This window comes from Ectothiorhodospira variabilis (assembly GCF_022227625.1).
Lineage (GTDB): Bacteria > Pseudomonadota > Gammaproteobacteria > Ectothiorhodospirales > Ectothiorhodospiraceae > Ectothiorhodospira > Ectothiorhodospira haloalkaliphila.
This window is the reverse complement of the sequence record NZ_JAJNAO010000004.1, coordinates 148,630-170,788: the sequence shown is the minus strand read 5'-3', so window position 1 is coordinate 170,788 and position 22,159 is coordinate 148,630. Positions and strand designations below refer to the sequence as shown.

The 22,159-nt window shown below is 63.0% G+C and carries 22 protein-coding genes; 15 read left to right on the top strand and 7 right to left on the bottom strand.

Annotated elements, in window-relative coordinates; all coding sequences use genetic code 11:
- Nucleotides 1-15 precede the first annotated feature (15 nt).
- The 3 genes from LPW30_RS07165 (at nt 16) to LPW30_RS07155 (ending at nt 1,903) form a co-directional block, all read left to right on the top strand.
- Nucleotides 16-927, top strand: coding sequence for a cation diffusion facilitator family transporter (locus tag LPW30_RS07165; protein WP_239680426.1), 912 nt, complete (start codon nt 16-18; stop codon nt 925-927).
- Between the two features lie 24 nt (nt 928-951).
- On the top strand, nt 952-1,125 hold the full coding sequence (locus LPW30_RS07160; RefSeq protein ID WP_239680425.1) for a hypothetical protein: 174 nt from the start codon (nt 952-954) through the stop codon (nt 1,123-1,125).
- 406 nt (nt 1,126-1,531) lie between these two features.
- Entirely contained in the window at nt 1,532-1,903 is a 372-nt protein-coding gene (locus LPW30_RS07155; protein WP_239680424.1) for a hypothetical protein, read from the top strand.
- Nucleotides 1,904-1,997: 94 nt separating this feature from the next.
- Here the strand turns inward: LPW30_RS07155 and LPW30_RS07150 are convergent, their stop codons facing one another.
- Nucleotides 1,998-2,276 carry a hypothetical protein gene (locus LPW30_RS07150; RefSeq protein ID WP_239680438.1) on the bottom strand — a complete coding sequence of 93 codons (279 nt, stop codon included), beginning with the start codon at nt 2,274-2,276 and terminating at the stop codon, nt 1,998-2,000.
- 1,214 nt (nt 2,277-3,490) lie between these two features.
- Here LPW30_RS07150 and LPW30_RS07145 point away from each other — a divergent pair.
- From LPW30_RS07145 to LPW30_RS07110, 8 genes are all read left to right on the top strand, one after another.
- Nucleotides 3,491-3,772 (top strand): type II toxin-antitoxin system RelE/ParE family toxin, encoded by a 282-nt coding sequence (locus tag LPW30_RS07145; RefSeq protein ID WP_239680423.1) that lies wholly within the window; start codon nt 3,491-3,493, stop codon nt 3,770-3,772.
- Nucleotides 3,773-3,785: 13 nt separating this feature from the next.
- Nucleotides 3,786-4,100, top strand: a complete 315-nt coding sequence (locus LPW30_RS07140; protein WP_239680422.1) for a HigA family addiction module antitoxin — start codon at nt 3,786-3,788, stop codon at nt 4,098-4,100.
- A 495-nt stretch (nt 4,101-4,595) separates the two neighbouring features.
- Nucleotides 4,596-5,594 (top strand): linear amide C-N hydrolase, encoded by a 999-nt coding sequence (locus LPW30_RS07135; protein WP_239680421.1) that lies wholly within the window; start codon nt 4,596-4,598, stop codon nt 5,592-5,594.
- 96 nt (nt 5,595-5,690) lie between these two features.
- Nucleotides 5,691-6,947: a D-amino acid dehydrogenase gene (locus LPW30_RS07130; protein WP_239680420.1), complete on the top strand. Its 1,257-nt coding sequence runs from the start codon at nt 5,691-5,693 to the stop codon at nt 6,945-6,947.
- Nucleotides 6,948-7,038: 91 nt separating this feature from the next.
- Entirely contained in the window at nt 7,039-7,317 is a 279-nt protein-coding gene (locus tag LPW30_RS07125; RefSeq protein WP_239680419.1) for a type II toxin-antitoxin system RelE/ParE family toxin, read from the top strand.
- 10 nt (nt 7,318-7,327) lie between these two features.
- Complete coding sequence (locus tag LPW30_RS07120) at nt 7,328-7,672, top strand: HigA family addiction module antitoxin (protein ID WP_239680418.1); 345 nt, start codon at nt 7,328-7,330, stop codon at nt 7,670-7,672.
- A 34-nt stretch (nt 7,673-7,706) separates the two neighbouring features.
- Nucleotides 7,707-8,708, top strand: a complete 1,002-nt coding sequence (locus LPW30_RS07115) for a virulence RhuM family protein/type II toxin-antitoxin system death-on-curing family toxin (protein ID WP_239680417.1) — start codon at nt 7,707-7,709, stop codon at nt 8,706-8,708.
- A complete protein-coding gene (locus tag LPW30_RS07110) occupies nt 8,696-10,219 on the top strand; it encodes a gamma-glutamyltransferase family protein (RefSeq protein WP_239680416.1) in 1,524 nt (507 codons plus the stop codon). The genes LPW30_RS07115 and LPW30_RS07110 overlap by 13 nt, the downstream gene beginning before the upstream one ends.
- Before the next feature lie 22 nt (nt 10,220-10,241).
- Here LPW30_RS07110 and LPW30_RS07105 read toward each other — a convergent pair whose 3' ends face one another.
- Complete coding sequence (locus LPW30_RS07105) at nt 10,242-11,702, bottom strand: OmpP1/FadL family transporter (protein ID WP_035369581.1); 1,461 nt, start codon at nt 11,700-11,702, stop codon at nt 10,242-10,244.
- Nucleotides 11,703-11,888: 186 nt separating this feature from the next.
- On the opposite strand from LPW30_RS07105, the gene ggt reads away from it, so the two are divergent.
- Entirely contained in the window at nt 11,889-13,574 is a 1,686-nt protein-coding gene (gene ggt, locus LPW30_RS07100) for a gamma-glutamyltransferase (protein WP_239680415.1), read from the top strand.
- Here ggt and cowN read toward each other — a convergent pair.
- The 4 genes from cowN to LPW30_RS07080 all read right to left on the bottom strand — a co-directional run bounded on the left by cowN (nt 13,542) and on the right by LPW30_RS07080 (nt 18,762).
- Nucleotides 13,542-13,844, bottom strand: a complete 303-nt coding sequence (cowN, locus tag LPW30_RS07095) for a N(2)-fixation sustaining protein CowN (RefSeq protein ID WP_025281150.1) — start codon at nt 13,842-13,844, stop codon at nt 13,542-13,544. The genes ggt and cowN overlap by 33 nt on opposite strands.
- A 179-nt stretch (nt 13,845-14,023) precedes the next feature.
- Complete coding sequence (locus LPW30_RS07090) at nt 14,024-16,786, bottom strand: valine--tRNA ligase (protein WP_239680414.1); 2,763 nt, start codon at nt 16,784-16,786, stop codon at nt 14,024-14,026.
- 63 nt (nt 16,787-16,849) lie between these two features.
- Nucleotides 16,850-17,269, bottom strand: coding sequence for a DNA polymerase III subunit chi (locus LPW30_RS07085; RefSeq protein WP_239680413.1), 420 nt, complete (start codon nt 17,267-17,269; stop codon nt 16,850-16,852).
- Nucleotides 17,266-18,762 carry a leucyl aminopeptidase gene (locus LPW30_RS07080; RefSeq protein WP_239680412.1) on the bottom strand — a complete coding sequence of 499 codons (1,497 nt, stop codon included), beginning with the start codon at nt 18,760-18,762 and terminating at the stop codon, nt 17,266-17,268. The genes LPW30_RS07085 and LPW30_RS07080 overlap by 4 nt, the downstream gene beginning before the upstream one ends.
- A gap of 159 nt (nt 18,763-18,921) precedes the next feature.
- Here LPW30_RS07080 and lptF point away from each other — a divergent pair, with 159 nt between their 5' ends.
- Entirely contained in the window at nt 18,922-20,031 is a 1,110-nt protein-coding gene (lptF, locus tag LPW30_RS07075) for an LPS export ABC transporter permease LptF (protein WP_025281153.1), read from the top strand.
- Nucleotides 20,028-21,089, top strand: a complete 1,062-nt coding sequence (gene lptG / locus LPW30_RS07070) for an LPS export ABC transporter permease LptG (RefSeq protein WP_239680411.1) — start codon at nt 20,028-20,030, stop codon at nt 21,087-21,089. The genes lptF and lptG overlap by 4 nt, the downstream gene beginning before the upstream one ends.
- On the opposite strand, the gene LPW30_RS07065 is transcribed toward lptG, so the two are convergent.
- Entirely contained in the window at nt 21,086-21,607 is a 522-nt protein-coding gene (locus LPW30_RS07065) for an RDD family protein (RefSeq protein WP_025281155.1), read from the bottom strand. The genes lptG and LPW30_RS07065 overlap by 4 nt on opposite strands.
- Nucleotides 21,608-21,756: 149 nt before the next feature.
- Between LPW30_RS07065 and LPW30_RS07060 the strand changes: the two genes are divergently transcribed.
- Nucleotides 21,757-22,140: a PilZ domain-containing protein gene (locus LPW30_RS07060; RefSeq protein ID WP_025281156.1), complete on the top strand. Its 384-nt coding sequence runs from the start codon at nt 21,757-21,759 to the stop codon at nt 22,138-22,140.
- Nucleotides 22,141-22,159: the final 19 nt, after the last annotated feature.

Here is a 22,159-nt window from a genome sequence, read left to right as displayed (position 1 = left end):
GATTCTGGAGGGATCATGAAGCATTTCTTTTCGCGGGAAAATACGTCGCTCGTTGTGTCTGCCGTGGCTGCTGGCTTGTTCGCGCTGGCTGGAGTGGCCTGGGGGCTGTGGATGGGGTCGCTGATGATCCTGTTCGACGGTGCCTATTCCCTGATCAGTCTGTTGCTCTCACTGCTGGCCCTTTACGTGGCACGCTTGATACGGCAGCCCGGCAACCGTCGCTTCCCTTTCGGCTATGCCGCGTTGCAACCGCTGGTCATTGCCATCAAGGGCATGACCATCACCCTGCTGTGCGCCATCTCCCTGGCTGCGGCGGTGAATTCCATCCTGGCCGGTGGTGACTCACTTCAGTTCGGGCTGGCCGTGGTGTTCACTCTCATCAGCGTGATTGGCTGCGGTCTCTGCATGCTTTATCTGCGCTGGTCCATGGGTGTGAACGGCTCGGGGCTGGTGGCGGCGGAGTATCAGCAATGGCGCATGGACACGGCGCTGAGTGCCGCCGTGCTGGCCGGTTTCATCGGCGCGTGGGGCCTGGAGCACGCAGGCCAGGGTCATTGGGCCGTGTATGCCGACCCGGTGATGGTGCTGTTGGTCTCCGCTTACTTTTTGTGGGTGCCGGTGCGGATGACCTTGAATGCGGTGCGCGAACTGGTGCTGGCGGCGCCGCCCGCCCACATGGAGCGTCGGGTCACGGCCGCGGCAAGCGCCATGGGCCTGTCCCCGGAGCAGGTACGCATGACCAAGGTGGGCCCCTATCTGGTTCTGGAGGTGTCGCTGCCGGCCGAGGAACGGCGCTCGCCGGAACTGATTCGGTTCGGTCTGTACCGCGCCCTCACGGGGGTGGCCGTGCGGCCTGTGGTGCTGGTGCACGCCGGCTCGGACCACGACCCCATGTGGCCGTCGCTGGATGTGCCGGGGCGGCGTTGATTGGGGTAGCGTTCAATCCATGCCGTGTGTCATCTTCCGTGCGGCTTCGGCGCCGCATCGGAGCGCCTGGGCCTGGGCCTGGTACTGGTGGCGCGTTTCATGACGGCCGAGGTGCTGGCTCAGGGAAGGCTGTTGACCTGCCTGGATTTCTGGCGGGCGCCGATTGATTTTTTGGTGGCACGGTTTGCGGGGGGGTAGGAGTGGTTTCACATGGATGGTATTCGATTATTCTTCCAGCAGATGCTTCCTTTTGTTCCGATCGGTCTGGTCCACGCTAAGTCACTGAATCATTGCTGACGATACCCCCTCTGAAGGTGGCCTTGGCATAGATCGGGCTCGACTGCGGCTGAGACATTGAAACTGAACATGAAATCGGGCTATGTTGAGCCTGAACCGACCGTCACGGATGCTTCCGGAATGGGTGAAATTGTCTGGAAGGAGTCGATGAAGGCCTGTCGTGCCGGTCACAGGACTGCAAATGCCCTCTCTGGCCCGCTGATGCCAGTACAATTCCCATTGTAAAGAATGTGCATGCACGGCTTCATCCAACAGACCTTTGTCGGCCATGCTGCGCACAGCAAATGAACGCTTATACGTTATGTGAATGATGGATTCTGTTAGCTTCATCAACTTGGAAGAGACCGACAAGGATCTCATCCTCTCTTTTGCCCTGGACGAGGGCGATGGTTTAGTCCGTAGCTTGATTCTTCATCGCATGCTGTTTTTTGAGAGCATCTTGCCGGAGGAGGAGCGAGGCACGAAAGTCAGCCTGGAGGGTGAGGATCTGGGCGACGAGCAGGAGTACCTCAACACTTTGGAAGAGTTTCAATTTGATGGTGACGTTCTGAGGATAAAGTCAAGATTTCGGCTTTATGTGGTCGATGCCGGGAGGCTTTCTCCTGAGGATTTCGAGGTCATAAAAAAAGCTCTAGAGCGGCAAAATCATGATGCCCGTTTTCAGGTCAAATTCACATGATCGGGTAAGTCCGAGTGTTTAGACCCACCTCCTCACATCACTTGGCATGCGCGTTCGCACCAAGTGGTTCGTGAGAAGGGAGCACACGACGCCTTCACGCATAACCGTGCGCTTTCATCCATGGATCGCGGATGCTGAGCAAGCCCTGACGTCTCAGCCAGTCATTGGTTATCCCGATCTGGGTGCCGAGGGATCGGGACAAATGCCAGTAGCTTTTGGAGCTCATGCCTGTCCAGATGGCGGCGCGTTTTGGCGTTCCCAGAGCCTTGCGGCCCACTCGGGCCATCAGGATGTCGTGCTGGACCGTGTCGAAGAACTTCGCCAGGTCCAGATCGACGGCGATGCGGTAGCCATCAGCGATATGGGTTTGTATCCGCCTCAGTGCTTCATGGGCGGAGCGTCCGGGTCGGAAGCCGAAGCTCGAATCCGAGAATCATGGATCGAAGATCGGCCCCGGGGCTTGCGCCATGGCCTGTTGAATGACCCGATCCGTCACCGTCGGGATGCCAAGCAGTCGCTCGGCCCCCATCGGGTTTGGGAAGGGTCACTCGTCGCACCGGTTGTGGCCGGTACGTGCCATCACGCAAGGCTTGGCGGATGACCGGCAGGTTCGAACGTGCGAACTCAGGGAAGTCCTCGATGTGCATCCCATCGACACCGGGGGCGCCCCTGTTGGCTTTCACCCGCTTCCATGCCCGTCGCATGTTCTCGCTTGCAAGCACCCGCTCCATCAGGTCGTCGTGCAAGGCTGGCTGCGTGGTATCACGCCGCGACGCGTCTCCCCCGGACGGGTTCGACGACGCGTGCGAGCAATCCACGGCTCCGCCTTGTCTTCTCATGTTCGGCCCTTCACCGCGAGGTCCGTCCACGGGCGTGCGATGACTATGGCCTCGGCTGACCTCTGCTCCGTCACGCCAAACGTTGCCGTTGGACGCGCTGCCCGGGTCGCGGTAGGGTCCGGGGGGATGCCCAGCCCTTTCGGGCTGGCCCTCAGTCCGGCTTCCATGGCGACCACGGCCACGGTAGGGTTCGATGGCGTCTCCAGTCCTTTCGGACTGGGCCTCAGTTCGACTCCCATGGCGGCACGGGCCGCATGCGGAACGGATCTCCCCGGATAAGGACATGAACTTTCAGTGCACAACCGCCGCATTTACCCTATCCCCTGCACCTGATGGGCTTTGTCACCTTGTGCTGACTCGCCCGGGGACTGAGCCTTCTATGCGGTTTACTCACCCCATCCCTGGGGCTCGCCCTTCGGGCCAGCCTGCGGCTGTTCAAAATCGCTCCCGGCGATTTTGTCTGTCCGTCGGCTCGCACCTTTGCGCTCGGGCTTCCTCCAGACAGACCCTCACGGGGCTGCCCTTGCCGTCGGCTAGTAGTTACGTTGGTCCACAGTGTGGACATCACAGGTACTCCTACAGGGGACTTTCACCCCATCAGTTCATGCCATGCCGGGCGTACACAATCGGCTTCACAGCGGCCGATTTTCCGCTGCTTTGCAGCTCCAAACCAGCGCGTGAGCCGGGGTTATGCAGTCATTCTCATGCCTCATTGGCAAGCGTCACGTGACGCAATACGCTTTGTTTCATGATCAAATCCTTTGCCGACAAACGAACCCAAGAACTCTACTCCAAGGGCAAGTCAAAGAAATTTCCTGCGGATGTGGCTCCGAGAGCCGCTAGAAAACTTGAATACGTGGATCTGGCCGTACAGCTAGAGGATTTGAAAGTGCCGCCCGGCAATCGCCTTCACCCGCTTTCGGGAAACCGGCAGGGGCAGCACGCAATTTCAATCAATGATCAGTGGCGTATCTGTTTTCGTTTTGAAGATGGTGATGCGTATGAAGTCGAAGTGTGTGACTATCCCTGAGTGAGGTGATGATATGGCGATTCTTAATACGACCGATATGCAACGCAAACCCACACACCCGGGTGAAATGCTGAGGGAGGATTTTCTTCCAGATTATGGACTGACGGTTTCAGGGTTGGCCGAATCTTTGGGTGTCTCTCGTCAGTCAATTAATGAATTACTGCGCGAGCGTCGTGCTGTCACCCCTGAAATGGCGCTCCGGCTTGCGCGTTTGTTTGGTAATTCGCCGGAATTCTGGCTGAACGCACAACGGTCTGTTGATCTTTGGACTGCCGCGCAGTCGATCAAGGAAGAAGTGGATCGAATCAAGCCGCTACATGCTGTATAACCAAGCCGTGGTCGGTGGGATCTTCTACAATCTTGACATGGCGTATCCATACGGATACGGTATGCGATATGTATACCTTCCACCGCATACCTGAGTTCGACACGTGGCTGAAGAAACTTCGTGATCCGGTAGGAAAAGCACGCATTGTTGCGCGAATTCGGTCTGCAGAGGCCGGCAATTTTGGGGATTGTGAGTCCGTCGGAGGACCTGTACCTGAAATGTGAATACATTACGGTCCTGGATATAGAGTGTACTACGCGCGGGAAGGAGAAGTTATATATTTGCTTTAGTGCGGCGGCGATGGAGCCACTACGAATAATTCACCACGCCACGCGGAGGTTCTCGTGGCAAAAGGATGTGTCCTGTTGTAGCCTCAAGACTTACTTGAGTGCTTTGGTGCGGCGTCCCGGCCATGAACCGGGTCAGGGAGGGGATATGTCGGTAAGGTTATTCAGCTGTGCTTTTGTCCTCGTGGCAGGTCTTATGGTTTCGGGTGTGGCGGAAACCTGCACACGCGTGGTCTATCAGGGCCCGGACGATCGAATCCTCACCGGACGCAGCATGGACTGGAAGCTGCCCATGGTGAGCAACCTGTGGGTATTTCCCCGCGGCATGGAGAGAGAGGGACTGGCTGGGGATCGCTCGGTGACCTGGAACAGCCGCTTTGGCAGCCTGATCACATCCGGCTACGATATTTCCACCGCTGACGGCATGAACGAGGCCGGTCTGGTGGCCAATCTCCTGTGGGAGGTCAACGCCACTTATCCTGACGATGATGGTGAGACGCCGCGCATCTCCGTGGCGATCTTCCCGCAGTATCTGCTCGACCGCTTCGCCACGGTGGAGGAGGCGGTTGCCGACCTGAAATCGAACCCCATTGACGTCGTGACGGGGCCGTTGCCGATGGACACCAGTCGCTTCGCCACGGTGCATGTGTCCCTGTCGGATGCGACGGGCGACAGTGCGGTGATCGAGTTCATCGACGGCGAGATGGTCATCCATCACAGCCGCGAGTATCAGGTGATGACCAACGAGCCGACCTACGACAGGCAGCGGGCGATTCTGGAGTATTGGGAAAACGTGAATCCGCGGGAGTTCCTGCCCGGTACGGTACGTGCCTCCGATCGTTTCGTGCGCGCCCAGTTCTATATCAATGCCGTGGTGCAGAGTGACGACCCGCGGGTTGCCGCTGCCTCGGTGTTCAGCGTCATCCGCCAGACGTCCGTGCCCTGGGGTATCAGCGTCGCGGACGCCCCCAACCTGTCGACCACCCGCTGGCGCGTGGTCGCCGACCACAAGCAGCGGCGCTATTACGCCGAGTCGGTGATCTCGCCCAGCGTGTTCTGGGTCGACCTTGATCAACTGGATTTCAGTGAAGGCGCAGACATCCGCAAACTGGACCTGGGTGTGGACATGGAACGGGTGCTCTCCGGTGAGGTATCGGAGTTGTTTGAAGCGGCCGAGCCGTTTGCCTTCCAGGCAGCCAATCCATAGTGAGGATGTTGGATCCAAGGAAAACTTTTCGGTAGTGAGTCATTCTTACCAGGAAAGACCTCAATCCTTCCATCTCGCGACGTGGGGGGCTCACCGATGAAGGTTCTGGTATTGGGCAGTGGCGTGATTGGTGTGAGCAGCGCCTGGTATCTGGCCAGGGCGGGCCATGAGGTGACGGTGGTGGACCGGCTGGAGGGGCCGGCCATGGAGACCAGTCATGCCAATGCGGGCATGCTGTCGTTCGACCACTCCACCCCCTGGGCTGCGCCGGGCGTTCCCCTCAAGGCCATCCGCTGGCTGCTGCAGGACATGGCACCCCTGTACATCAATCCCAAGGCCCTCGATATGCGGGCGCTGCGCTTTCTGGCCAGGATGGTGGGGCAGTGCACCACCGCCCGGTTCCAGGTGAACAAGGCGCGTATGCTCCGGGTGGCCCGTTACAGTGCCGCGTGCTTTAAGGAACTGCGGGAGGAGCTGCCGCTGCACTACGATGGCCGTTGCCAGGGGACTTTGGAACTGTACCGAACGGAAAAGGATCTGGCGGACGCTGATGCGAATGTGGCCATCCTGAAGCGCTACGACATCCCCCATGCATTGCTGGACGTGGATGCCTGCATCCGCCAGGAGCCGGCGCTTGCCAACGTGCGCGAAAAAATCGCCGGCGGCGTGCTGCTGCCCGGGGATGAGACCGGCGACTGCCACAAGTTTACCTGTGCCCTGGCCGAGGCCTGTGAAACCATGGGCGTGACCTTCCAGATGAACACCCGGGTGGACGCCATCGCCACCGACAACGGAAAGGTCACCGGTGTGAGGACTTCCAACGGCACCCTGACCGCAGACCGCTACGTGATGGCACTGGGCTGTGAGTCTGCCCGTGTGCTGAGTGGGGTCGGGATTCACCTGCCCATTTACCCGCTCAAGGGCTACTCCCTGACCATGCCGGTGCTGGATGAGGACCGGGCCCCCCAGTCCACCTTGATGGACCAGAAGTACAAGGTGGCCATCACCCGCTTCGACCACCGCATTCGGGTGGGTGGGGTCGCGGAGATTGCCGGCAACAACAAGGACCTGCCGCCACAACGCCGCGCGGCCATCGAATACGTCGTGCGCGATCTGTTCCCTGGCGGCGGCGATGTGGAGGCGGCGGAGTTCTGGACCGGACTGCGCCCCATGACCCCGGACAGCGTGCCCATCCTGGGCCATACCCGCTACAACAACCTGTTCCTGAACATCGGTCACGGCACCCTGGGCTGGACCATGTCCCTGGGCTCCTCAAGATTCGTGGCCGACGTGGTCAGCGGACGGACACCGGAGATCGACCCGGAGGGGCTGGGCGCGGATCGATACGCCTGAGCGAGCCGACGTTACCGCCGTCCCGCTATCCGACTCTCCGTGCCATGTATGCGCGATTGAAACCTGGTACGTGGCGGGTTACATTCGCAACATGATTCGAAGCTTCAAGCACAATGGCTTGGCCAGATTTTTCAGTTCCGGCAGCACCGCCGGGATCCAGGCCGCTCATTCGGCGAGGCTTCGGCTGATTCTCGGTAGGCTGAATGCGGCGTCGGACGTCAGGGATATGGATCTGCCGGGTATTCGACTGCATCAGCTTTCGGGGAATCGAGCCGGAATATGGTCAGTAACGGTCAGTGGTCACCGGCGCGTGACCTTCCGGTTCGAGGATGGAGATGCCGAGATCGTGAACTACGAAGATTACCACTGAGGTGTCGCCGATGTTGATGCACAATCCCCCCCATCCTGGTGAAGTGTTGCGTGAGCTTTGCCTGGAGCCCTTGGGCCTTTCTGTAACGGCCGCTGCAGAAGCATTGGGGGTCAGTCGAAAAACCCTGAGTGCTGTGTTGAACGGCAGGGCGGGCATTAGTCCAGAGATGGCCATTCGGCTTTCCATTGCGTTTGGTGCTTCGGCAGAGAGTTGGCTGAATCAGCAGTCACAGTATGAACTCTGGCACGCTGAGCAGCATCGTGAAGAACTCAAGGTCAAGCGGCTTGTGGCCGGCTCAAGCAATACATCATCAGGCCATTCGCCGGATTCGACTAACCAGAACACAGGACAGTGAATGTTTGCAGAATCCACAACAAGGAGGAAGTTGCATGACCGCTGAAACCCAAGCCCCCATCATCATTTTCGAGGACTCCGGCAAGGCCGTCGAGGTGCGGCTGGATACCGACCGCGAGACTGTCTGGCTTAGCCAGGCGCAGATGGTCGTGCTGTTTGGGCGGGATCAGTCGGTGATCTCGCGCCATGTTGGTAATGCTTACCGGGAGGGTGAGTTGGATCGGGAGACCACTATGCAAAAAATGCATAGTGCAAACTCGGACAAGCCAGTGGAGTTCTACAACCTGGATGTGATCATTTCAGTGGGTTACCGCGTCAAGTCTCATCAGGGTACCCGCTTCCGTCAGTGGGCTACCCGCATCCTGCGCGAACACCTCACCCAGGGCTGGACCCTGAACCGCCAGCGCTTCGAGGAAAATGCCCGGGAACTGGAGGCGGCCCTGGCGCTGGTGCGCAAGGCTGCGCAAAGCCCGGCGCTGGACGCGGGCAGCGGTCGTGGTCTGGTGGATATCGTCAGCCGCTACGCCCAGACCTTTCTGCTGCTGCAGCGCTACGACGAGGGCCTGCTGACCGAGCCACGTGCGCAGCCGGGTGGAAGCCTGCCCACACTGGAACAGGCGCGGGCCGCGCTGGACAGTCTGAAATCCGAGCTCATGGCGCGCGGCGAGGCGACCGATCTGTTCGCCCGGGACCGGGGCGACGGTCTGGCCTCGCTGCTGGGCAATCTGGATCAGAGCGTGTTTGGCGAGCCCGCTTACCCCAGCGTCGAGTCCAAGGCCGCGCATCTGCTGTATTTCGTGGTCAAGAACCACCCGTTTTCCGATGGCAACAAGCGCAGCGCGGCCTTCTTGTTCGTGGACTTCCTCCACCGTAATGGCCGTCTGCTGAATGCGGCAGGTGAGCCGGTGATCAACGACGTGGGCCTCGCGGCACTGACCCTGCTGGTGGCCGAGTCCGATGCCGCCAACAAGGAAACCATGATCCGCCTGATCATGAATATGCTGGCTGGAAGGGGAGTACGTGGATGCGTGGCGTGATCGCGGCGGGCCACCCGGATACGGTGGAGGCCGGGGCCATGATCCTGGAGGCGGGGGGGAACGCCTTTGATGCCACCGTGGCCGCCGTGTTCGCGGCCTGTGTGGCCGAACCGGTGCTGGCCTCCCTGGGCGGCGGTGGATTTCTGGTGGGTCAGGAGGGTGAGGGTGAGCCCCTGGCGCTGGATTGTTTCGTGCAGACGCCGCGGCAGCGGCGGCCGCTGGAAGAGCTGGATTTTCATCCCATCACGGCGGATTTCGGCACGACCACCCAGGATTTTCACATTGGTCTCGGGTCCATGGCCACGCCCGGGCTGGTGGCCGGTCTCTTCGGGTTGCATGGCCGATATGGCCGCCTGCCCATGACCGAGGTGCTGGCACCCGCAGTCCAGCTGGCCCGGGAAGGTGTGGAACTCAACCCGCTTCAGGGGTACATCTTCTCCATCGTCGCACCCATCTATGTAGCCACCCCAGGGGCCCGCGACCTGTTCACGTCCGATGGGGCGGCCATGCTCCGCTCGGGGGATCGATACCGTAATCCGGCCCTGTCCGACCTGCTGGACAACCTGGGTCGAGAGGGGCCGGATCTGTTCTATCGGGGCGATGTGGCCCACCAGATTCATGAGGCCAGTCGGGAGCAGGGCGGGCATCTGCACCGGGATGACATGGCGGCCTACCGACCGGTCTGGCGTGAACCCATCGCCCGGATGTACCGGGGGGTGGATCTGCTCATCAATCCGCCCCCATCCTCCGGCGGGCTGCTCCTGGCCTTTGCCCTTCATCTGCTGGAGTCGCAGGATCCGGCCATGGCTGTGCCGGGTTCGTTGTCCCATGTGGAGCGCCTGTCGCGGGTCATGGAACTCACCGAGCGCCTGCGGGCGGACTGGTCAGGCCCCCTGGACGAGAGCGTGCTGGCCCCGGAATCCCTGCAGGCCTACGCGAGTCAGCTCGCCGGCCTGCCGCCGGCCCATCGGGGCACGACCCATGTGAGCGTGCTGGATGCCTCGGGCAACGCGGCGGCCATGAGTCTTTCCAATGGTGAAGGGTGTGGCTGGGTGGTTCCCCATACGGGGGTGATGATGAACAACATGCTGGGGGAGCAGGATCTGAACCCAGAGGGGTTCCACCGGTGGCCCACGGACAGCCGCATGACCTCCATGATGGCCCCCACCGTGGCCCGATGGCCGGATGGCCGCCTGCTGGCCCTGGGCTCCGGTGGGTCCAACCGGTTGCGCAACGCAATCCTGCAGGTGCTGGTGCACTGCATTGATCATGATTTGCCGCTGGACTCGGCCGTGAGCGCGCCTCGCGTGCATTATGAAGCCGGATTGCTGAACCTGGAGGGCGGGCTGGCGCCTTCCGTCTGCAAGGCCCTGGTGGATGGCGGCCGGTCCTGCCAGGTGTGGCAGGACCGTAATCTCTTCTTCGGCGGCACCCACTGCGTGGAGCGTCATGAAGGGGGATTCCGGGGGGCGGGGGACCCCCGGCGTGGTGGTGTTTGCCGCGTCGTCTGAACGGCCGTCCAGGCCATCCGGGTCAGAACCGATACCCATAATTCACCCGATACACGGTCTGGCTGTGGGAGATCCGCGTGCCCTCAAAGGCCGGGCCGGACTGGGTGACGGTGACCTTGGGGGCGTAGGTGAGGGAGGCGTGCAGGGCGCTCTGGGGTGAGAACCGGTAGCTGAAGCCGCCGCTGAAGTGATGCTGCACGATGGCGGGGAACAGCGGGTTGACGGTCTCGTCGGGGATGGGATTGCTGGCGTAGTTGGTGCCGCCGCGCACGGTCCAGCGGTCGTTCACCCGGTAGGCGGCGCCCAGGGCGATCACGGTCTGATCCTTCCAGCGCTGGGTGAGGGATGCGTCCAGTTCGGCCCCGGCAAAGTCGCCGTTCTCGGGTGTGTTGTCGGCGGTGAAGGTCATGTCCAGGCTCTTCATCACGTCGGACCACAGCACGTGGCGAACGTCACCGGCCAGCAGCAGGCGGTCCGTGGCCTGGAAGGCCACGCCCAGGTGATAGCTTTCCGGCCACTGGAAGTCATTGATCCGGATGCGGCCCGAGACGGGCTGGGTCTGGAACTCCGTACTCCCCTGGGGCAGTACCCCGAGGCTCAGTCTGGCGCTGCTGGTGGACAGATCATCCAGCCGGGTGCGGGTGTGGTAGCTGGCGCCCAGGGTGACGCGATCGGTGGCCTGGACCACGATGCCCAGCTTGCCTGCCAGGCCGTCGCCGGTGGCCTCGCCCCGGAAGCGGTCGTCCCGGTTGAAATCGAAGCGGGCATAGCTCACGTCCTGGATCTGCCCCGCCTGGAATGCCGGCTGGAAGCGTTCCGTGATCATGCTGCCGCTGGCCGAGCCCAGGTTGGGCGTGCCGCCCGGTTGCGCCATCATGCCGAAGGTCTGGCCGTCCAGATCCAACTGCAGGTCCAGCGCCGCCCAGACGTAATCCAGCTGCGCCGCCACGGCCACCCGGTCGCTCACCCGGAAGGCCAGGGGGAACATGACGCGGCCCATGCTCAGCTCCGATTTGATGGGCTCGCCCGATAGGGGCACCATCTCCCCCATCATGGATGTTCCACCGGAGAATAGGGATGACCCGGTGCGGTAGTCGGTGCCCATGCCGCCCTGGGCCATCACGGCGGCGCCGAAGCTGAAGCGATCCTGGGTGCGGATGTAGGATACGGATGGCATGTGAAAGCTGCGAGCGCGGCTCTTGTCCTTGCCCGCGTCAGGGTGCTCAGCGGTCACCCGCGGGGCCAGCAGGGCGTAGCCCAACCCTACGGTATTCACCTCGCCACGGCGCATGCCCAGGGTGGCGGGGTTGTTCATCACGGCGGAATTGCCTGTCTCGTGGGCCACGCCGGCTCCGCCCATGCCGCCGGCAATGGCCCCGTAGGCGTCCATGTTCATGGCGTTGGTGGCCTGTGCGGTGGCGGATGCGCCCATGATGCCAGTGATGCACAGGGCGAGCGTGGCACGTTTGAAAAGCACGGTCATGTGGGACTCCCTTGGTGGTGTGTGCCCCTGGTGTCCATGGAAGGCCGCGCCGGGGCTTTATAGTATGTTGTGCAGCCAAACTATCAGACCCTGGAAATCCGTATCCCAAAAGATATCGATACCCACATGATGGGTGTGGATGGCCAACCGTTTCCGCCGCCCCTCATCGTTCCCCAGGAGACCGCGATGTCCCGTTCCACTCGATCCCTCGTCCTTCTGATCTGCCTGGCCTGTGCCGGGCCGCTGCTGGCGGATGCGCCGCCCCATGGGGTGGCCACGCCCCATCCCCTGGCGACCGAGGTGGCCCTGGAGGTGCTGTCCCGGGGCGGGAATGCGTTCGATGCTGCCGTGGCAGTGGGCGCGGCGCTGGCGGTGGTGGAGCCCTATGGGTCCGGTCTGGGCGGGGGTGGCTTCTGGCTATTGCATGAGGCCGCCACCGGGCGTCAGGTCATGGTGGATGCCCGGGAGCGGGCGCCGCTGGCCGCCGATGCAGACATGTTTCTGGATGATGAAGGCGAGGTGGATAGGGATCGGGTAATGAATGGCCCCCTGGCAGCCGCCATTCCCGGCACGCCCGCCGCCCTGGATCATATCGTCCGGGAATATGGGGCGCTGCCTCTGACAACGTTGCTGGAGCCGGCCATCCGTCTGGCCCGGGAAGGGTTCCCGGTGGACCCGGTCTATGAGCGGTTGACCTCCTTCCGGCGCGACACCTTGCGAGCGTGGCCGGCGTCGGCAGCGGTCTTTCTGGATGATGGCGAGGTGCCGGAAGAGGGCTTCGTGATCCATCAGCCGGACCTGGCCCTCACCCTGGAGCGACTGGCGGATTCGGGGCGTGATGGGTTCTACCGGGGGCCCGTGGCCGAGCGGCTCGTCGAGGCCGTGAGCGAGGCCGGGGGGATCTGGACCCAGGAGGATCTGGCAAGCTATCAGGTGGTGGAGCGCGAGCCGATCAGCTTCGATTACCGGGGCATGCGGGTGGTGTCGGCGCCGCCGCCGTCCTCGGGTGGCATCGCCCTGGCCCAGGCCATGCAAATGATGGAACGCTTCGATCTTGAGGCCATGGACGAGGCGGATCGGTTGCATCACGGGGTGGAGGCGATGCGCCTGGCCTATCACGATCGGGCCCGGTATCTGGGGGATGTCGACTTTGTGGAGGTGCCGGTGGAGCGTCTCATCGATCCGCGCTACGCGGCCGGGCTGGCCGCCACGGTGCACCCGGGCCGGGCCCGGCCCAGCGAGCAGTTGCCGGGGCCGGCGGGCCTGCGGGGTGGGGAGGATACCACCCATTTCTCCATCATTGATGCGCAGGGCAACCGGGTGTCGGCCACCCTGTCGCTGAACTATCCCTTTGGCTCAGGGTTCATGCCTGCCGGGACGGGGGTGGTCCTGAACAACCACATGGATGATTTCACGGCCGCACCGGGTACACCCAATGCCTATGGCCTGATCCAGTCGTCGGCCAATCGCATCGAGCCGGGCAAGCGCATGCTGTCGAGCATGTCGCCCACCTTTCTGGAGATGGATGATCGGGTGGCTGCGCTGGGTACGCCGGGCGGCAGTCGGATCATCACCATGGTGCTGTTGTCGGCCCTGGATTTTCATGCCGGTGGTGGTGCCGATCGCCTGGTGTCGTCGCCCCGTCATCACCATCAGTACCTGCCGGACTACATCGAATATGAACCGGATGCCTTCAGTGATGAGCTCAAGGCGCAACTGGAAGCGTATGGGCATGTACTGGAGGCCCGGTCTCGACCCTGGGGCAATCTGCAGGCGGTGGTTGTGGAGACGGATGGCCGTTTCGAGGCGGCGGCAGATCCCCGGGGTGTGGGCACCCACTCAGCAGCAGGCCTCCTCCACCCAGGTGAGTAGGGCCTGGGCATCGTCGTCGCCACACTCCTCGAACAGTTCGCGGATCTGATTGATGTTGGCGTGGATCAGGAACAGGTCGTCGGGCTTGGGGCCGGATTTGGGATTGCGCTTGCCCAGGAAGTAGTCCCAGAAGGGGGATTTCTGGTCGGGGTCGGCGGTGTATTCCTCGATCAGGTTCATGACCAGTTTGGCGTTGCCGTCACAGTCCAGGTCCTTGAAGCTGATGTAGCGGGCGTTGGCGGCGTCGGGGTGGAGGTTGGGGCGGGTCACGAAGGGGCTCCTTGAGTCGGTGTTGTGCCGAATCTTTAGCAAGGAGCGGGCCAGGAGGCCGTGGTTTTCAAGTGCTTGTTTTTTTTATGGATATATTTAAGGGTAGGGGGTGGGTTGCTGAGGATTGTGGGAAAGCTGACAAGGAGGGGAGGGCGCTCGGGCCCTCCCCCTCATACACCTCACAACCGCCGAATCTTCTCCAGCTGCCCTTCCAGTTCCCGCAGGCTGGCGCTCATCTCCGCCACCCGGGTGCGTTCCTTCTCCACCACCTCGGCGGGGGCGCGGTCCACGAAGCTGGGGTTTTCCAGTCGACCCCGGCACTGGGTGAGGTTCTTCTGCACCTTGGCCACTTCCTTTTCAAGTCGGGCGATCTCTGCCTCCTTGTCGATCAGGCCGGCCAGGGGGATGAGCAGGTGCATCTCTCCCACCAAGGCCATGGCCGACTCCGGGGGCTCCTCGCCGTGCAGCCACTGCACCGACTCGGGCTTGCCCAGGAATTCGATGAAGGCGCGGCTGGACTGGAAGCGGGTCTGATCCTCCGGTTGCCAGTTGTGCAGCAGCACGGGCAGGGGCTTGCCGGGGCTGATGTCCATTTCGGCGCGGATGCGGCGCATGCCCAGGATGAAGTTCTTCACCCACTCGATTTCCTTGTCCGCCTGGGCGTCCCGTGCACTCTCGTCCACCTGGGGGTAGGGCTGGTGCATGATGGTGGCACCCTCGCGACCGGCCAGCGGGGCCACCTGACGCCAGATGGCCTCGGTGATGAAGGGCATGATGGGGTGCATCAGCCGCAGCAGGGTCTCCAGTACCTGGACCAGGGTCTGGCGGGTGCCGCGGCGGGCGGCCTCGCTGCTGTCCTCGCCGGTGAGCACCGGCTTGCACAGCTCCAGATACCAGTCGCAGTAGTCGTGCCAGGTGAATTCATACAGGGCACGGGCGGCCAGGTCGAAACGGTATTCACCCAGTTGGCGATGCACCTCGGCAATGGTGACCTGCAGGCGGGAGGTGATCCAGCGGTCGGCCAGGGAGAGCTCCACCTGGCCGCCGTTCACGCCGGTGTCCTGCCCCTCGGTGTTCATGAGCACATAGCGGGCCGCGTTCCACAGCTTGTTGCAGAAGTTGCGGTAGCCCTCGATGCGGCCCAGATCGAACTTGATGTCCCGACCGCTGGAGGCCAGGGCCGCCAGGGTGAAGCGCAGGGCGTCGGTGCCGAAGGCGGGGATGCCATCGGGGAACTGCTTTTTCGTGGCCTTGGCGATGCGCTTTTCCATCTGCGGCTGCATCAGGCCCTGGGTGCGCTTGGCCAGCAGGTCATCCAGGGTGATGCCGTCGATCAGGTCGATGGGGTCGAGCACGTTGCCCTTGGACTTGGACATCTTCTGGCCTTCGGCGTCCCGGATCAGGCCGGTGACATACACCTCCCGGAAGGGCACATCGTCCATGAACTTCAGGCCCATCATGATCATGCGGGCCACCCAGAAGAAGATGATGTCAAAGCCGGTCACCAGCACCGAGGTGGGGTAGAAGGTCTTGAGCTCGGGGGTCTTTTCCGGCCAGCCCAGGGTGGAGAAGGGCCACAGGGCCGAGCTGAACCAGGTGTCCAGCACGTCGGGATCGCGGGTGAGGGTCACATCCGAGCCCAGGCCGTACTTGCTGCGGGCCTCTTCCTCGCTGCGGGCCACGTAGATGTTGCCGGCATCGTCGTACCAGGCGGGGATGCGATGGCCCCACCAGATCTGCCGGGAGATGCACCAGTCCTCGATGTTGCGCATCCATTCGAAGTAGGTCTTGTTCCAGTTTTCCGGCACGAAGCGGATGCGGCCATCCTCCACCGCCTGGATGGCCGGCTCGGCCAGCGGGCCCGCCTTCACGTACCACTGGTCGGTGAGGAAGGGTTCGATGACGGCGCCGCTGCGATCGCCCCGGGGCACCATCAGCTTGTGGTCATCGATGCGCTCCATCAGGCCCTGGGCGTCCAGATCCTGGATCACCCGCTCACGGGCCTCGAAGCGGTCCAGGCCCCGATAGGCCTCGGGGGCCTCGTCGTTGATCTTCGCGTCGATGGTGAAGATGTTGATCATGGGCAGGTCGTGCCGGGTGCCCACGGCATAGTCATTGAAGTCGTGGGCGGGGGTGATCTTCACGCAGCCGGAGCCGAATTCCGGGTCCACGTAGTCATCGGCGATCACCGGGATGCGCCGGCCGGTGAGCGGCAGTTCCACTTCCTTGCCGATCAGGTGCCGGTAGCGCTCGTCCTCCGGGTTAACCGCCACGGCGGTGTCGCCCAGCATGGTCTCGGGTCGGGTGGTGGCCACCACCAGATGGCCGGAGCCGTCGGCCAGGGGGTAGCGCATGTGCCAGAGCTTGCCCTGTTCTTCCTCGGAGAGCACTTCCAGGTCGGAGACGGCGGTGTGCAGGACCGGGTCCCAGTTCACCAGGCGCTTGCCCCGGTAGATCAGGCCCTCGTCGAACAGTTGCACGAAGACTTCCGTCACCGCCTCGGAGAGGCCGTCGTCCATGGTGAAGCGTTCCCGGCTCCAGTCGATGGAGGTGCCCAGGCGACGCATCTGCTGCTGGATCTGGTGGCCGGAGTGCTCGCGCCACTGCCACACCTTGTCCAGGAAGGCGTCGCGGCCCAGGTCGTGACGGGACTGCCCGTCCCGGGCCAGTTGCCGTTCCACCACCATCTGGGTGGCGATGCCGGCGTGGTCGGTGCCGCCCTGCCACAGGGTGTTGTCGCCGCACATCCGGTGGTAGCGGATGAGGGTGTCCATCAGCGTGTCCTGAAAGGCGTGCCCCATGTGCAGGGTGCCGGTCACGTTGGGTGGCGGCAGCATGATGCAGTAGGGGTCCCCCTCGCCACTGGCGGCGAACCAGCCATGGGTTTCCCATTCCTGGTAGACGGTTTGTTCGATGGCGCGGGGGTCGTAGGTCTTTTCCATGGGGCCTGTATCGGATGCGGGGCGAAAGTGACGGATTATATTAATCTTTTTTTGGGGTGCCGGTCACCTGCCCAAGGGGTGGTGATGCAGGTCGCAGCCCTGCTCCCGGTAGTGCCGGAACCGCGTCCGGCCGCTGTCGCGGATGGCGGGGTCCTCGTTGACCACCTCGGCCACGCGCTCGAAGCGCTCGAAGTGCTCAGGCACTTCGGCCGCCAGATTCACCAGCACCTGGGCCGTCTCAGGGGGGTTGGGGCCGATGCTCACGGGCACGCGGACATCATCCGGGTTGATGCCGTGGGGGATGAAGGCATCGTCCTTGAAGGTCCACAGCAGGTCGTCCAGTGCCCGGGCCTCGTTTTGCGAGCGGGTGTGGATATGCACCCGATGCCCAAGGCCGAAGGCCTTGTGCACCAGGCGGCAGACGGTGGTGAGGCGCTGCTGGGCGTGGGTGCCCTTGAGGAGGTAGAAGTCGACCCGGGTCATGCCTCCTTCACCCGGTTGAACAGGAACTGCATCACCAGGGGCACCGGCCGACCCGTCGACCCCTTTTCCTTGCCACTCTTCCAGGCCACCCCGGCGATATCCAGGTGGGCCCACTTGTACTTCTTGGTGAAACGCGACAGGAAGCAGGCGGCGGTGATGGTGCCTGCCGGGCGGCCGCCGATGTTGGCCATGTCGGCAAAATTGCTGTTGAGCTGCTCCTGGTATTCATCCCAGAGGGGCAGCTCCCAGGCGCGGTCCAGGGTCTGGCGGCTGGCGGTGAGCAGGTCGTTGGTGAGGGAAGCGCTGTTGCCCAATACAGCAGTGGCCTGGTGGCCCAGGGCGATGATGCAGGCGCCGGTGAGGGTGGCCATGTCCACCACCACCTCGGGATCGAAACGCTCCACGTAGGTCAGGGCATCGCAGAGCACCAGGCGGCCCTCGGCGTCCGTGTTGAGGACTTCCACGGTCTGGCCCGACATGGTGGTGATGATGTCGCCGGGCTTGGTGGCGCGGCCATCGGGCATGTTCTCGGCGGCGGCGATCACACCGATCACGTTCATGGGCAGCTTGAGCTCGGCGCAGGCCTTCATGGCTCCCATGACGGCCGCGGCGCCGCCCATGTCGTATTTCATCTCGTCCATGGCCTCGCCGGGCTTGAGGGAGATGCCGCCCGTGTCGAAAGTGATGCCCTTGCCCACCAGGACCACGGGCTTGTCATTCTTCTTGCCGCCCCGGTAGTCCATGACGATCAGCCGGGCCGGCTGCTCGGAGCCCCGGGAGACGGACAGCAGGGCGCCCATGCCTTCCTTCTCCATGGCCTCCTCGTCCAGGATGTCCACCTTGAGGTCCTTGTAGGCCTTTTTCAGGCCCTTGGCCTGGTCGGCCAGATACACCGGTGTGCACACATTGCCCGGGCGGTTGCCCAGGTCCCGGGTGAACTGCATGCCGATGGCGGTGGCGGTGGCCCGTTTCAGGATCTGTCCGGCGGTGTCCAGCTCCCCTTCGGCCTCCACGTTGAGCACCATCTCCTTGAGGGCTGTCCGGTCCTTTTTCTTGTTGCTCTTGAGCTCGTCAAAGCGGTAGAGGGCGTCTTCCACCACCAGCACGCTCTGGAAGATCTTCCAGGGCAGGTCGCGGCCCTTGACGGGCACATCGGTGAGGAAATTGTGGGCGGTGGCCGCGCCGCTTTGCTTGAGGGCAGCGATCATGTGGGAGGTGAGCTTGCGGAAGGAGGCTTCGCTCAGGTCCCGCTCCTTGCCGCAGCCCACCAGCAGGATGCGCTCGGCCAGATCGCCCGGCACATGATGCAGCCAGAGGGTCTGGCCCAGTTCGCCATCCATGTCGCCGCGCTTGAGCAGGGCGCTGATGGCGCCATCGGTGGCCTGATCCAGGGCCTTGGCGGCGGTGGACAGCTTGCGACGCTCGAATACACCCGCAACGATGCAGGGGCTGCGCTGTTCCTGGGGTTGACCGCTTGCGACTGAGAATTCCATGCCATTCCTCGAAATAGACTGGGAAAGCCCGATGATGCAGCAATCCGGGCCCTGGGTCACTGGGGTAGGGGGCGGGTGGTTGGCCTACCCGATGCCGGGGCTAGTAGTATAGGGAATCTTCTTCCACCGTTAACGCACCCCGTGCCGGGGTGATTCGAGATGCCGTTGAAGGTCCTGGACCGTTACCTGATCCGCGAGATGCTGCTCACGCAGATGGCGGTGATCCTGGTGCTGCTGCTGATCATCCTGGGCGGCATGCTGGCACGCCTGCTGGGGGAGGTGGCCGAGGGGCGCATTCCCGCCGATGTGTTGCCGGTGATCCTGGCACTGGGGTCTTTCCGGGCCCTGATCCTGTTGTTGCCGGTATCGCTGTTCCTGGCGGTGATGCTCACCCTGGGGCGGTTGTACAAGGACAGCGAGATGGCGGCGCTCAAGGCCTGCGGTGTGGGTTACGGGCGCCTGTTCGTCACCGTGATGGCGATCACCCTGCCGCTGAGCGCGTTGCTGGCGGTGCTGTCGTTGTATGTGGGGCCCTGGACCACCCTGCAGGTGGACGAGATCCGCGCCGAGACCGCGCAGCGTTCGGATCTCATGGGCATCACCCCCGGGCGCTTCCTGCAGGCTGGCAGCGTGGGTGGCACGGTCTTCTTCGTGGAGTCGTTTTCCGATGATCGTGAGGTGATGCACAACGTCTTCATCCAGCGGCGCCAGGGCGAGGACACTGAGGTGGTGGTGGCCCGCAGTGCCGAGCAGCAGGTCGATCCCGGTAGTGGCCAGCGCTTTCTGGTGCTGCGTGATGGCCATCGTTACGAGGGCAGCCCGGGAGATGCGGACTTTCGCATCATTCAGTTTGCCACCCATGGCGTGCGCATGCCCGATCCCAGAGCGGTGACCGTGCGCAGCCGCACGGACAATGTACCCACTGCCGATTTGTGGGGGTCGGACCGCCTGGAGCACCGGGCGGAACTGCAATGGCGCCTGGCCGCACCGTTGTCCATGCTGCTGCTGGCCGTGCTGGCCCTGCCGCTGTCCTACACCTCGCCGCGCCAGGGTCGGTTCGCCAAGCTGGCTGCGGGGGTGGGGATTTATGTGGTCTATGCGCAGATGCAGATGGTCTCCAAGGACTGGTTTGCCGATGGTGACACACCGGCCTGGCTGGGCATGTGGTGGGTGCACCTGGGGCTGGTGGTCCTGGCGCTGGTGCTGCTGTGGCGACAGTACGGCAGCTTCTGGATCTTGCGTGGCTGGCGCCGGGCGAAACTGGCATGAAGATCCTGCGCTTCTACATTGCCCGGCAGGTGATTGGCGGGACCCTGCTGGCCCTGCTGGTGCTCACCGCACTGGACGTGGGTTTCGCCTTCATTGCCGAGATCGACGATGTGGGGGAGGGTGCCTACGGCTGGATTCAGGCCCTGATGTACACGGCGTTGACCGTGCCACGCCGCCTTTACGAACTCTTCCCCACCTCGGTGCTCATCGGCGCCCTGCTCAGCCTGGGCACGGTGGCCGAGAATAGCGAGCTTACGGCCATGCGGGCGGCGGGGGTGTCGGTGTCGCGCATCATCACCTCGGCGTTACAGGCGGGTGTGGTGCTGATGCTGGCGGCGGTGCTGCTGGGCGAGGTGGTGGCCCCGGCCAGCGAGCGCCAGGCCCAGAACATGCGCACCTTTTCCCATTCCGATCAGATTCAGGTAGGTGGGGTTGGTCTATGGGCGCGGGACGGGAACGATTACCTGAATGTGCGGGTGATCATGCCCGGTTTGCGTCTGCATGATCTGCGGGTCTATCGGTTTGACGATGAGCAGCGCATGACCGAGTCCATCCGCATCAGCAGCGCCCGCTATCAGGGTGGCGAATGGCACATGGAAGGCGTGGTACGCAGCCAGGTTTCGGTGGAGGGCGTGGAGGTGGAGCAATCCGACACCGAAACATGGGACCGCCTGCTGGCGCCGGAGCTGTTCGACGTGATCGTGGTGGAGCCGCGGCAGATGTCTGCCTGGACCCTGGCGCGATATATCGGCTACCTGCGCGAGAACAATCTGGAGTCGGCGCCCTATGAGCTGGCCTTCTGGACACGATTCACCACGCCGTTATCCAGCCTGGTGATGCTGCTGCTGGCCATCCCCTTCATCTTTGGCTCGTTGCGCACCGGCGGGGCGGGGCAGCGCCTGTTCATCGGCATCCTGATCGGCGTGGGGTTCCACCTGCTCAACCGGATGCTCAATCACATGGGGCTGGTGTACGGCATGCCGCCACTGTTGGCGGCGGTGCTGCCCATGGCCGTCTTCCTGGTGATCGCCCTGTGGGCCATCCGGCGGGTGCGCTAGACCTGCCCGGCCTTGTGATCCGGCAGCCGGATCAGGCGTGTTCCCGACCAGCGGTCGTGGAGCATGAATTTCTGTGGGTGCATCAGGGTCCAGACCAGGCCGGCCACCACGATCACGGCCACCACCAGGGCCACGGGCCACAGGCCCGTGCGCCAGGCCTGCAGGCCCCCCAGCAGCAGCATCCACTGACTCATGGCCAGCACGAAACGACGCATGGCCTGCACCCAGGTGACGCGATAGCCATCAAACCCCACCAGGCGCACCCGCCAGGTCTGCATGGCCAGGGTGATGCCGCTGTGGGTCCAGAACCAGCCGAAATACAAAAAGGCCACCCCGAGGATGAGCAGAACATAAGCCGGATACAGGGGGTGCTCCACGGTCAGGCCGGTAGCCACGGTCACCAGCAGGGTGGTGAGCATCAGTGCCGACAGGGCCAGCAAGCCGTCGTACATCCAGCAGGCCATGCGGCGCAGCAGTCCAACGGGTTCGTGCGAGTAGGGTTTCGCGGTCTCGGTCATGGTGGAGCCTGGGCAATGCGTGAGGAGCGGCCATTATACTCATCCCCCCTGCAAGTAGAACCGGCCCTTACAAACCGGGTCCGTACTCCTATACTCGTGAGGTGAATGCTGACAGGATCAGCGCAATGGCCACGATGGAGAGGCAATCCATGGTAGAGGAAGAGCAGAACGGAAGACGGCAGTTTCATCGGGTGACTTTCGACGGCGTGGCCTTTCTCACCTTCGACAGTCCTGATGAAATCCGGGTGGAACTGGTGGACCTGTCGCTGCAGGGTGTGCTGGTGCGAACGCCCACCCTGCTGGCGCCCCGCCGAATGGGGGACTACGGTTACCTGCGTGTGCCGCTGGATTCGGAGAACAGTATTCTGGTGATGGTGCAGGTGGTGCGCATGGATGCCCACGATCTGGGGCTTCGGGTCACGCAGATGGACCTGGAAAGCGCCCAGCATCTGCGCCGCCTGGTGGAGTTGAATCTGGGTGATGAGACACTCCTCAGCCGTGACCTAGCGGCCCTGATGGACAGCGGCAAGTAGACAAGTAGACAAGTAGAAA